The sequence below is a fragment of the Phytoactinopolyspora halotolerans genome (assembly GCF_010550675.1).
GTDB lineage: Bacteria > Actinomycetota > Actinomycetes > Jiangellales > Jiangellaceae > Phytoactinopolyspora > Phytoactinopolyspora halotolerans.
Genome location: NZ_JAAGOA010000014.1, coordinates 84,840 through 95,837 on the forward strand (window position 1 = coordinate 84,840; position 10,998 = coordinate 95,837).

Here is a 10,998-nt window from a genome sequence, read left to right on the forward strand (position 1 = left end):
TGGTTGTCAGGTCGACTAGTTCCCGAAAGAGACACCTCAAAACAAGGCGTTGCAGAACCGTTTCTAGGCAGGCCAGGGGAGCGCGGCGGTGAGGACGTACCCGCCGCCGTCCGTCGCCGCATGGGCGAGCGTGCCACCGGCGAGCTCCACGCGTTCGGTGAGGCCCACCAGACCGGAGCCGGTGCCGGGGATGCGCTCGGCGGAGACGGTCCGGCGAGGCGGAGCGGCGTTCTGCACGCGAACAGTGAGGCCGTGGCCGGGTGCACCGCCCAGCCCGACGGTGACCGGCGTGCCCGCGGCGTGCTTGAGGGCATTGGTGAGACCCTCTTGGACGACGCGGTACGCGCAGCGTGTGATCGCGGCCGGCAACGTCTCGCCGCCCTGTTCACGGCTGTCCTCGATGGTGACCTGCATGCCGGCACTGCGGCACTCCTCGACCAGCGCCGCCAGGCTGTCCAGGGTGGGCGCTTCGGGTTCGCCCTCCGCGCTCGGCGCCCGCAGCACGCCGATCACCTCGCGGAGGTCTTGCAACGCTTGGTGAGCGCTCTCCCGGATGACGCCGGAGGCGCGGGCGACGTCTTCGGCCGGGGCGTCCGGCCGGTAGCTCAGGGCGTTGGCGTGCACGCTGAGCAGGGAAAGCCGATGTGCGAGCACGTCGTGCATCTCCCGGGCGATCCGTTCCCGCTCGCGATGCCGGGCCTGCTCGATCCGCAGGTGCGCCTCGGACTCCGCCTGCACCGCACGTTCACGCAAGGAGAGCACCAGCTGACGGCGGGCTCGGACGAACATGCCACACAGCGCGACGGCCGTGATCAGCAGCACGACGAACGCGACGGATCCGGCGTAGGGGAGTTCGTCGTCCGGGTAGATCGCGAAGTAGAGCATGCCGACGCCGATGTTGGCGACGGTGACGACGGCGGTGGGCGCGAGCCTGCGATGCACGGCGACGGTGAACACCGCGATCAGCACGGCACCGCCGGCCGACGTCGCGAATACCGAGATGGCGGTGATGCCGAGCGCGATCTGCATCGGCCGGCGCCGGCGCCACCAGAGGCTGATGCAGGACGCGGACCCGGCGACCAGGTCGAGCACGCGCAGCGGTGTCCATCCTTCGTCGAGCAGCAGCTCGACGTACCCCCATGCGCCGATCCCGGCCGCGATCAGGAAGCACAGGACGTCGACGACCCAGTCCCGGGCGGACCGTCGCGGCGCGACCGGCTGAGAATCGTCGTCGGGGTCGGCCGCCAGCAGCCCGGGTAGCAGTGCCCGCAGCTCGGGGGAAGCGGGGCGATGCCCGGATGCCGCGGTCACAAGGTGTAAGGGTAGCGACGATCGGCGTTCGGCTCGCGGGAACTTGCGGCACTGCGCGAGGCGGAGCCGCGGCCGCGCCGCCGAGAGAAGACCCGACGTCGTCGAGGTCATGACCGCGACAGTGTCGATACTTCTGGGGGAAAGGCTTGCGGCCTCAGCTGCCGGGCTCGACCCGGCGCAGCGCCACTCCGTTGATGCAGTACCGCTGATCCGTCGGGGTGGGGAAGCCTTCGCCGGTGAAGACGTGCCCGAGGTGGGAGCCGCAGCGTGCGCACCTCACCTCGGTGCGGACCTGGCCGAGGCTGCGGTCCTCGATGTACTCCACGCGGTCCTCGGCGAGCGGGGCGTAGAAGGCCGGCCAGCCGCACTGCGCGTCGAACTTGGTGGCGGTCTCGAACAGCTCCGCACCACAGGCGCGACACTCGTAGACGTACGCGCGGTCGTCGGCGTGCTCGAGCGGGCTCGTGCCGGCGCGCTCGGTGCCGGCCTGCCGGAGCACGTAAAACTCCTCCGGCGACAGCTCCGCGCGCCACTCCTCGTCGGTCTTCTCTACCTCATACGGCATACATCCAGCCTATCCGCACGCTGTGCCCGCATGCCCCGATCCGCGGCCGCGGCCGAACCTCACGCCTCCGGCTTGCGGGCGCGGCTGGGCTGCACCCGGGGCGGTTCGCCGGGCATCTTCGGGTAATCCGGGGGATAGGGCAGCTCACCGAGGCCGTGGTCACGCTCGTCGCGTGCGGACATCTCCAGCAGCGGCTCGATCGAGAAGGCCTTGTCGTGCATGCCGGCGTGCCGGTCGCCCACCTGGGCGAACCGGTCCGGCATGGACGCCACGTCGAAGTCCTCCGGCGCCACGTCGTCCAGCTCATCCCAGTCCAGCGGAGCCGAGACGGTCGCCCGCGGCTTGGGTCGCACGGAGTACGCCGAGGCGAAGGTACGGTCCCGGGCAACCTGGTTGTAGTCGACGAAGATCCGCTCGCCCCGATCCTCCTTCCACCAGGACATGGTGACCAGGGACGGTGCACGTCGCTCCAGCTCGCGGCCGAACGCGATCAGCGCACGCCGCGCCTCGGTGAACTCCCAGCGCGGCTCCATCGGGACGTAGATGTGCACACCGCGGCCGCCGGACGTCTTGGGGAAACCGGCCATACCGAGCTCGTCCAGCAGCGCGCGGACCTCCCAGGCCACCTTGACCGCGTCCGCGAAGTCGGTGCCGGGCTGCGGATCGAGGTCGATGCGTAGCTGATCGGGCCGGTCCGGATCGGCGCGCCGCACCGGCCACGAGTGGAACGTCAGCGTGCCCAGGTTGGCCGCCCACGGAATGACGGCGAGCTCGGTCGGGCAGACCTCGTCGGCGGGACGGCCGCTGGGGAAGGTGATCCGGACCGACTCCACCCAGGACGGCGCGCCCTTCGGTATCCGCTTCTGGTAAAAGGCGTCGCCGCGGTTGTCCTGCCGGGTGGACAGGCGGGCTCCCTCGAACACCCCGGACGGCCAGCGTTCCAGCGTCGTGGGCCGGTCTCGCAGCGCATTCAGGATCCCGTCGCCGACGGCGATGAAGTACTGCACGACGTCGAGTTTGGTGAACCCGCGCTCCGGGAAGTACACCTTGTCCGGGTTGGACACGCGCACCTCACGGCCGTCGACATCCAGGAAGACCGGTTCGCTCACAGCGTGTTCATCCCCTACGTATCGGTCCCGTCACCGTTGTGGTGCCGCGCCTCCGACTCCCAGTCGGGTTCGGACTGAGCGAGCAGGTGCAGCACTGGAACCTTGAGCTTACGCCGTGCGCGCGTGGTCCAGTCCACGTGGAAGAACTCGGCCACCAGATGCGGCCGGGTGAGGATGATGACCTCGGCGGCGCCGCACTCCTGTACCAGGGCGTACAGCCGCTCGAGTGGGTCGGTCGCGGTGACCTCCCCGGTGACACGGACGTTGAACGCCTTGAACGCCTGCACGGAGTCTTCGAGCGCCTGCCGGCTGGCGGCACGGATCTCCTCGTGCACCCGTTCCAGGTCGCTCTCGTCCAGGTAGAGCGCGGCGGTGCCCATCACCTCGCTGGCGGCCAGCGAACCGATGGTCGCCTCGACCCTGCTCGCGGCGTCCTCCACCGGGATGAGCACGTAATAGTGGATCGGTTCGGAGAAGTCGCTATGCAGCGCGACGATCTGCCGGGCGTCCCAGCTGGTGACCGGCTCCTCGACCAGTACGACGACCTTGTACGACATGGCGACCTCCCCGGCTGTCGGGCGACGCGGTGTGTCGTCGTTCCGCAGTTCCATACGTCATGGTGACACCAAAGTGTGCCGGATGGTCGGCGCCGTGACCACCGCGTCGGCGTCTGTAAGGAAATCGAGACCGGTTGTCGACCGGCCGTCGACCGGCCGTCGACCGGCCGTCGACCGGTTGTCGCCGCACACCTGTCGGCGGTCGCGGGTAGATTACGAGGCGTGCAGTTACCAGTGATGCCGCCGGTGGCCCCGATGCTGGCCAAGGCCGCCAAGAAGATCCCGTCCGGCCAGCTCTACGAGGGCAAGTGGGACGGCTTCCGGGCCATCGTCTATCGCGACGGCGACGAGGTGGAGATCGGCAGCCGGAACGAGCGTCCGATGACGCGGTATTTCCCGGAGGTCGTGGAGGCGGCGCTGGAGCACCTGCCGCCCCGGTGTGTCGTCGACGGCGAGCTGATCATCGTCACCGATGACCATCTGGACTTCGAAGGGCTGCTGAACCGTATCCACCCGGCCGAGTCGCGGGTGCGAGAGCTCGCGGAGCGGACGCCGGCCAGCCTGGTCGCGTTCGACCTGCTCGCCCTGGACGACACCGACCTGATGGGGCAGCCGTTCCGGCAGCGTCGGGACGCGCTGGTCGGTGCGCTCGCCGACGCCGGACCGCCGGTGTACGTCACGCAGATCACGGACGACCTCGCCGAGGCGGAGCAGTGGTTCGACCAGTTCGAAGGCGCCGGCCTGGACGGCCTGATCGCGAAGAAGCCGGATGAGACTTACCGGCCTGGCGAGCGCGTGCTGACCAAGATCAAGCACGATCGCACCGCCGACTGCGTCGTCGCCGGCTTCCGCTGGCACAAGAGCGGCGGCGTGATCGGTTCGTTGCTGCTCGGGCTGTACGACGACGCCGGAACGCTGCACTTCATCGGGGTGAGCGCGTCGTTCCCGATGAAGCGCCGGGCGGAGCTGGTCGAGGAACTCGCGCCGTATCGGATGGGGGACGAGGTCTTCACCGACCACCCGTGGGCGGAATGGGCGCGCGAGGAGGCGCACATGGAGACCCGGCTGCCGGGTGGACAGAGCCGGTGGAACGCCGGGAAAGACCTGTCCTGGGAGCCGTTGCGTCCCGACCTGGTCGTCGAGGTCGCCTACGACCACATGCAGGGCACTCGGCTCCGGCACACCGCGCAGTTCCGGCGGTGGCGGACGGACCGGGATCCGCGCAGCTGCACCTACGATCAGCTCGAGGAACCGGTCAGCTACGACATCGCATCCGTCCTGTCCGGCGCCTGAGACCGGTCGGCCAGCCAGCGGGTGATCAGCGTGCTGTCGTCCTCGATGAGGTGCGCGAGCGCCCACCGGCTGTGCTCGATCGGCGCGCCGTCCAGGATGTGTGTGGCGTAGCCGCCGGTCAGCATCGGGGTGACGGTGACGCAGAGTTCGTCGAGAAGGTCGGCCCGCGCGACGTGTGCCAGCAGTTGCGGCCCACCCTCGCAGAGCACCCGGCGCAGCCCGCGGGCCGCCAGGTGCTCCAGCGCGGCCGGCATGTGCACGTCGTGGTCCCCGGCGACGATCACGTCCGCGACCTCTTCGAGCGCGCTCCGGCGCTCCGGCGGCGCGGACTCGACGGTGAACACGATCGTTCGCTGGTCCGCGCCGGTCATCTCGGTGGCGTGGGTGAACAGCGGTGACGACGGGTGCAGCTCGAGGCGGCGGCTCACCACGGCCATCGGCGCGGCGGGTGGCTGGCCGTTCCGTTTGCGCAGCTCCGCGTAGTCGGGATCCGGCTCGACCGGCCCGTACCGCTCCGCCCGTGCGGTGCCGGCCCCGACCAGGACGACGTCGGCGAGGGCGCGCAGTAACGCCAGCACGCGCTGATCGGACGGCGTCGATAGCGTGCCGGAGCGGCCGTCCGGCCCCTGCGCCGCGCCGTCGATGCTGTTGACCATGTTGGCCCGCAGCCAGACGCCGTCGCCCGTGTCAGGGTAGGCGTACGCCGCCGCAAGGTCCGCTGCGTTGCCGAGATCGCGCGCGCCGTCGGCGGCCGGATCCGGTGTCGGGTAGATGAGCTGCACAGGACGATTTCACCAGACGCGAACCGCGCGCGGTGCGGCCCGTATCCTTGACGGGTGCCCGACCAGCTGGTGAACCGCCGCCCCGAGGTACCGGCGTCGCGGCTGATCGCGGAGATGGTGCCGCCGCCGCGCTTCGGCCAGGTCAGTTTCGACTCCTACATCCCGGACCCCGCACAGCCCTCGCAGCGGCACGCCGTCGCCACCCTGGACGCGTTCGCCCAGACGGTCGCCCCGGCGCAGCGCGGCCGGCGTCGCTGGTTCGGCTTGCGGCCGGGCGCGTCGGCGGGCGGTACGGCGGATGAGACTCGACCGGGCGTATATCTCGACGGCGGCTTCGGCGTCGGGAAGACGCACCTGCTCGCGTCGCTCTGGCACGCGGCGGACGTGCCTGCGGAGCAGAAGACGTTCTGCACGTTCGTCGAGCTGACGAACCTGGTGGGCGCGCTCGGTTTCGGCTCGACGGTGCAGGCGCTGTCCGAGCGGCGGCTGGTCTGCATCGACGAGTTCGAACTCGACGACCCGGGCGACACCGTGCTGATCTCCACCTTGCTGACCCGCCTGGTGGAGGCCGGGGTGAAGCTGGCGGCGACCAGCAACACACTCCCGGACAAGCTAGGGGAGGGGCGGTTCGCGGCGGAGGACTTTCTCCGCGAGATCCAGGCGTTGTCCGCCCGGTTCGCCGTCCTCCGCATCGACGGCGAGGATTACCGGCACCGTGGCCTGCCGGATGCGCCACCTCCGCTCAGCGACGATGAGGTGACGCGGCTCGCCGACGACGGGCTCGGTCGGGTCGCCGACGGCGGGCACGAGCGGCTCGCCGATGAGCGCCCGTCCGGGACCGGCACGGCGACGCTGGACGATTTCGACGCGCTCTGCGCGCACCTGGCGACCGTCCACCCGTCGCGCTACGGGCCGATGCTGGACGGCGTGTCCCGGGTGCATCTGCGCGGTGTGCGGACGATCGACGACCAGAACGTCGCGCTGCGGCTCGTGGTGCTGGCGGACCGGCTTTACGATCGCGACGTCCCGGTGGTATCCAGCGGCGTGCCGCTGGACCGGCTGTTCACCGACGACCTGCTCAAGGGCGGCTACCGGAAGAAGTACTTCCGTGCCGTGAGCCGGCTCGTCGCGCTCGCTCGCGACGGCGGCGACACCGCGCGTCCGTGAGTCGTGTCTGAGTCGCCATCGGCTGCCGGGTGGCGATTGATGCCTGAGGCGGACGATTGCTGCCATAGGCGACATCGATGGCAGACTTAGGTCCGGCAAGCGGTTGCGCGAGCATCCGTCGTCCAGGAAGGCAGGGATGGTCGGCAAGCAGGGCAGATCGATGCCCACCATCTATGACGTGGCTCGCGAATGCGGCGTCGCGCCGTCGACCGTATCCCGGGCCCTGTCGCGGCCGGGCCGGGTGAGCGCGCGCACCAGCGAGCGGATCCACGAGGTCGCCGCGCGGATGGGATACCAGCCCAATCCGCTGGCGAAATACCTGCCCACCGGACGGACCGAGACGGTGGTGCTGATCGTGTCCGACATCGCCAACCCGGTCTACTCGCCGATGATCCGTGGCGCCGAGCAGGCCGCCGCCCAGGCCGGCTACACCCTCGTGCTCAGCGACATCGACGAGTCGCCCGACCGGGAGCGGGACGTGATGCAGAAACTGCTGCGCACGGTCGACGGGTTCGCTCTCGCCACGTCGCGGCTGTCCGACGCGGCGATCCGGACCATCGCCCGGCAGCGCCCGATGGTGACCATGAACCGGGTGACGCAGCAGGTGCCGAGCGTGGTGCCCGACAACGATCAGGGCATGCGTGCCGCCGCCACTCACCTGGCCGACCTCGGCCACGGCCGGGTCACCTACATCTCCGGGCCGGCGACCTCCTGGGCCAACGTGGTGCGCTGGCGGGCGCTGCGCGCCGTCGGCGAGCAACTCGGCATGAAGATCCGCCGGATCGGACCGTACGCGCCGACCGTCGCCGGCGGCTGGGCGGCCGCGGCGGATCTGCTGAAGCCGGCGCCACGCACCCGCACCGGACGCGGCAGCGCCGGCCCAGCCGCGGGCCGCACGGCGACGGCGACCACGGCGGTGATCGCGTACAACGACCTGCTGGCCATCGGTGCCATGCAGGGCCTGTCCGACCTGGGCCTGTCCGTGCCGGGCGACATCAGCATCGTGGGCTGCGACAACATCCTCGGCGCGGACTGGTGCACGCCGCCGCTGACCACGCTCGCGGCGCCGCTGCGCGAGCTGGGTGCGACCGGGATCCGCAACCTGCTGGCGATGATCAAGGGTGCCCAGCCGCGCAGCCGTCGACCCGTGGTGCTGCCGTCGCAGCTGATCGTGCGCGAATCCACCGCCCCGCCGCGCGCGTAGCGGCGGGGGTACGTGTCGGTACGAGCGAAGTGTACGGGTGCATCTCGGCAAGTGCTGGCAACCGCTTGTCGCGGCCGCGCATCCGCCCGGAGCATGGCGGTATGGCCGACGACGACCTCGCGCGCCCGGATTCGGGCCCGCGCACAGTCCGGAACACGCATCCTGCACAGCGCCCGCATCCGGACCGGCTGTTGCCCACCGAACCGCGCGTCCGGGACATCGCCCGCGGTCTGTACGCGCACGTGCGCGACCGCCCGATCGTGTCGCCGCACGGCCACGTCGACGCGCACCTGCTCGCGCGGGACGAACCGTTCTCCGACCCTGCGACCCTGTTCATCACCCCGGACCACTACGTCACCCGGATGCTGCACGCACACGGCGTCGGCCTGGACGAACTCGGCGTCGGGCGGGAGGCCCTGGACGAAGCGTCGGCGCGTGCCGTGTGGCGTCGGCTCTGCGAGCACTGGCCGGCCTTCCGTGGCACGCCGATCCGGTACTGGCTGGACGTGGAGCTCGCCGAGATCTTCGGCGTCGAGCAGCGGCTCTCTCTTCAGACCGCGGACGAGACCTATGATGCCGTCGCCGCTCGGCTGGCCGAGCCTGAGTTCCGGCCGCGGGCGTTGTACCGGCGGTTCGGAATCGATGCGCTGGCCACCACGGATGATCCGTGCGACGATCTGGCCAGCCATGCGGAGCTGCGGGATGATCCGAGCTGGCAGGGCCGGGTGCTGCCGACTTTCCGGCCGGACGCGTACCTGGAGCCGGCGGTCCCGGACTGGCCGCAGCGGATCAAGCGGCTGGGTGAGGCGGCCGACGTGGACACCGGTTCCTACGACGGTTACGTGGCGGCGTTGGAGGCGAGACGCCGGTATTTCATCGAACACGGAGCGACCGCGACGGACCACGGCCACGCCGACCTGGGGACCGAACCGTTGCAGACGGCCGAGGCGCGCCGGATCTACGCGGCGGCACTCGCCGGGGCGGCGACCGAGGCCGAGGCGACCGCGTTCCGCCGCCACATGGTGACCGAGATGGCCCGCATGTCCTGCGACGACGGGCTCGCGATGGCACTGCACCCGGGGATCGTGCGCAACCACCATCGGCCCACGCTGCGGCGCTTCGGCCCGGACACCGGGCATGACCTGCCGGTACGGCTGGAGGTGGTGCGGGCGCTGCGGCCGCTGCTGGAACGGTACGGCACCCATCCGGGGTTCCACCTGATCCTGTTCACGGTCGACGAGACCGTGTACTCACGCGAGATCGCGCCGCTGGCCGGCTTCTATCCGAGCGTCTACGTGGGTGCGCCGTGGTGGTTCCTGGACACCCCGGACGCCATCCGCCGGTTCCGGCGTGCGGTGACCGATTCGGCCGGGTTCGGCAAGACCGCCGGGTTCGTCGACGACACCCGCGCCTTCTGCTCGATTCCGGCGCGGCATGACCTCTCCCGGCGGATCGACGCCGGGGTGCTGGCGGAGTTCGTCGCTGAGCATCGCCCCGACGAGGAGGAGGCCGCCGAGGTCCTGGTCGAGCTGGTGGAGCGGCAGCCACGGGTGGCGTTCAAGCTCGGTGACGTGGCCGGCGCAGGGGCGACGACATGAGTGGCGGCATGAGTGGCGGCGGCATCAGGGGCGACGTCCGCCCGGTCCGGCTGGCGCATCTGGGCTTGGGCGCCTTCTTCCGCGCGCATCAGGCCTGGTATACCGCGCACGCACCGGATGCCGAGGCATGGGGGATCGCCGCGTTCACTGGCCGCCGCCCGGACCTGGCGGTAGCGCTGAACGCGCAAGACTGCCGGTATACGCTGATCGAGCGGCACGCCGACGGCGACCGGGCGGAGATCGTCTCCAGCATCGCCGCCGCATATGCCGGGACTGACCTCGAGGCGTGGCGGACGACGATCGCGTCACCCGAGGTGGGGGCCATCACACTCACGGTCACGGAAGCGGCGTACCCGGCGGTGCCGGAGCGGGACGACGCGCTGCTCGCGGACGTCCGGCGCTGGCCGGAGGGTGCGCCTTCGACGGTGACCGGCCGGATCCTCGCCGGCCTGCACGCTCGTCGTGCCGCAGACGCCGGTCCGCTGGCCCTGGTCTCGTGCGACAACCTTCCGGACAACGGCGCCGTGCTCAGACATGCGGTGCGCTGGGCGGCGGGGGAGGTGGACAGCGGTCTGGCCGGGTGGATCGAGCGGCACGTGTCGTTCGTATCCACCGTGGTGGATCGCATCACCCCGGCGAGCACCGACGAGGACCGCGCCGCCGCCAAGGAGCTGACCTGCTGGGCGGATGCGAGCCCCGTGGTCACCGAGCCGTTCTCCGAGTGGATCCTCTCGGGCGACTTTCCCGCCGGCCGGCCCGGCTGGGACGGTGCTGGGGCGCGTTTCGTCGATGATGTCGAGCCGTTCGTGCGGCGCAAGCTGTGGTTGCTGAACGGTGCGCATTCGCTGCTCGCATACGCTGCGGCCACCCGCGGGCACGAGACCGTCGCCGACGCGGTGCACGACGAGGTCTGCGTTGGCTGGATGGGCGAGTGGTGGGACGCCGCGCAACGCCATCTGGGCCTCGACGCCGCGGACGTGCTGGAGTACCGGAATGCGCTGCGGTACCGGTTCGCCAACCCGCGGATACGGCATCGGCTGGCGCAGATCGGGATGGACGGATCGCAGAAGCTGCCGGTTCGGGTGTTGCCTGTGCTGCGTGCCGACCTCGCGGCCGGTCACTCACCGGTCGGTGCCGCACGCCCGATCGCGGCCTGGATCCGGCACCTGCGGGGTGAGACCTTTGAGGTCCGCGACCCAGCGGCGGCGACGTTCACGGCGGCGGCGAGCGGACCGCCGCGCGATGCCGTGCGGGCGGTGGTCTCCCTGCTCGACGAGGACCTGGCGGAACAACGGGACCTCGTCCGCCTCATCGAGGGCCTCGTGCGGGACCTTGGCTGACGGCGAGCTCGGTCGGGACCTCGGCCGACGGGGAGGAGCTCGGTCGTGTCTTCGGCTGACGGGGAGGAGCTC

10 protein-coding genes are annotated in these 10,998 nt (G+C 70.7%); 5 read left to right on the plus strand and 5 right to left on the minus strand.

The features are described 5' to 3' along the window. Positions 1 to 63: 63 nt before the first annotated feature. From G1H10_RS34625 to G1H10_RS19385, 4 genes are all read right to left on the minus strand, one after another. Complete coding sequence (locus G1H10_RS34625) at positions 64 to 1,311, minus strand: sensor histidine kinase (RefSeq protein ID WP_216853441.1); 1,248 nt, start codon at positions 1,309 to 1,311, stop codon at positions 64 to 66. Positions 1,312 to 1,465: 154 nt separating this feature from the next. Then, positions 1,466 to 1,876, minus strand: coding sequence for a peptide-methionine (R)-S-oxide reductase MsrB (gene msrB / locus G1H10_RS19375; protein ID WP_163740799.1), 411 nt, complete (start codon positions 1,874 to 1,876; stop codon positions 1,466 to 1,468). 59 nt (positions 1,877 to 1,935) lie between these two features. Next, positions 1,936 to 2,985 carry a non-homologous end-joining DNA ligase gene (gene ligD / locus G1H10_RS19380; RefSeq protein WP_163740801.1) on the minus strand — a complete coding sequence of 350 codons (1,050 nt, stop codon included), beginning with the start codon at positions 2,983 to 2,985 and terminating at the stop codon, positions 1,936 to 1,938. A 14-nt stretch (positions 2,986 to 2,999) separates the two neighbouring features. Continuing rightward, complete coding sequence (locus G1H10_RS19385; RefSeq protein ID WP_163740803.1) at positions 3,000 to 3,542, minus strand: putative universal stress family protein; 543 nt, start codon at positions 3,540 to 3,542, stop codon at positions 3,000 to 3,002. Positions 3,543 to 3,764: 222 nt separating this feature from the next. On the opposite strand from G1H10_RS19385, the gene G1H10_RS19390 reads away from it, so the two are divergent. Continuing rightward, positions 3,765 to 4,835, plus strand: a complete 1,071-nt coding sequence (locus G1H10_RS19390) for an ATP-dependent DNA ligase (protein WP_163740805.1) — start codon at positions 3,765 to 3,767, stop codon at positions 4,833 to 4,835. On the opposite strand, the gene G1H10_RS19395 is transcribed toward G1H10_RS19390, so the two are convergent. Then, on the minus strand, positions 4,802 to 5,617 hold the full coding sequence (locus G1H10_RS19395) for a pyrimidine reductase family protein (protein ID WP_216853442.1): 816 nt from the start codon (positions 5,615 to 5,617) through the stop codon (positions 4,802 to 4,804). The genes G1H10_RS19390 and G1H10_RS19395 overlap by 34 nt on opposite strands. A gap of 54 nt (positions 5,618 to 5,671) precedes the next feature. Between G1H10_RS19395 and zapE the strand changes: the two genes are divergently transcribed. The 4 genes from zapE to G1H10_RS19415 all read left to right on the plus strand — a co-directional run bounded on the left by zapE (position 5,672) and on the right by G1H10_RS19415 (position 10,926). Then, complete coding sequence (zapE, locus tag G1H10_RS19400) at positions 5,672 to 6,784, plus strand: cell division protein ZapE (protein WP_216853443.1); 1,113 nt, start codon at positions 5,672 to 5,674, stop codon at positions 6,782 to 6,784. 136 nt (positions 6,785 to 6,920) lie between these two features. Next, positions 6,921 to 7,988 (plus strand): LacI family DNA-binding transcriptional regulator, encoded by a 1,068-nt coding sequence (locus G1H10_RS19405; protein ID WP_163740807.1) that lies wholly within the window; start codon positions 6,921 to 6,923, stop codon positions 7,986 to 7,988. 101 nt (positions 7,989 to 8,089) lie between these two features. Further along, on the plus strand, positions 8,090 to 9,586 hold the full coding sequence (uxaC, locus tag G1H10_RS19410) for a glucuronate isomerase (protein ID WP_163740809.1): 1,497 nt from the start codon (positions 8,090 to 8,092) through the stop codon (positions 9,584 to 9,586). Then, positions 9,583 to 10,926, plus strand: a complete 1,344-nt coding sequence (locus G1H10_RS19415; protein ID WP_216853444.1) for a mannitol dehydrogenase family protein — start codon at positions 9,583 to 9,585, stop codon at positions 10,924 to 10,926. Before uxaC ends, G1H10_RS19415 begins: the two co-directional genes overlap by 4 nt. Positions 10,927 to 10,998 lie beyond the last annotated feature (72 nt).

What these genes read in the sequence shown, in the direction of transcription:
- msrB (WP_163740799.1), bottom strand. Translation starts at nt 1,876, where the DNA reads ATGCCGTATGAGGTAGAGAAGACCGACGAGGAGTGGCGCGCGGAGCTG.
- G1H10_RS19385 (WP_163740803.1), bottom strand. Translation starts at nt 3,542, where the DNA reads ATGTCGTACAAGGTCGTCGTACTGGTCGAGGAGCCGGTCACCAGCTGG.
- G1H10_RS19405 (WP_163740807.1), top strand. Translation starts at nt 6,921, where the DNA reads ATGGTCGGCAAGCAGGGCAGATCGATGCCCACCATCTATGACGTGGCT.
- uxaC (WP_163740809.1), top strand. Translation starts at nt 8,090, where the DNA reads ATGGCCGACGACGACCTCGCGCGCCCGGATTCGGGCCCGCGCACAGTC.
- G1H10_RS19415 (WP_216853444.1), top strand. Translation starts at nt 9,583, where the DNA reads ATGAGTGGCGGCATGAGTGGCGGCGGCATCAGGGGCGACGTCCGCCCG.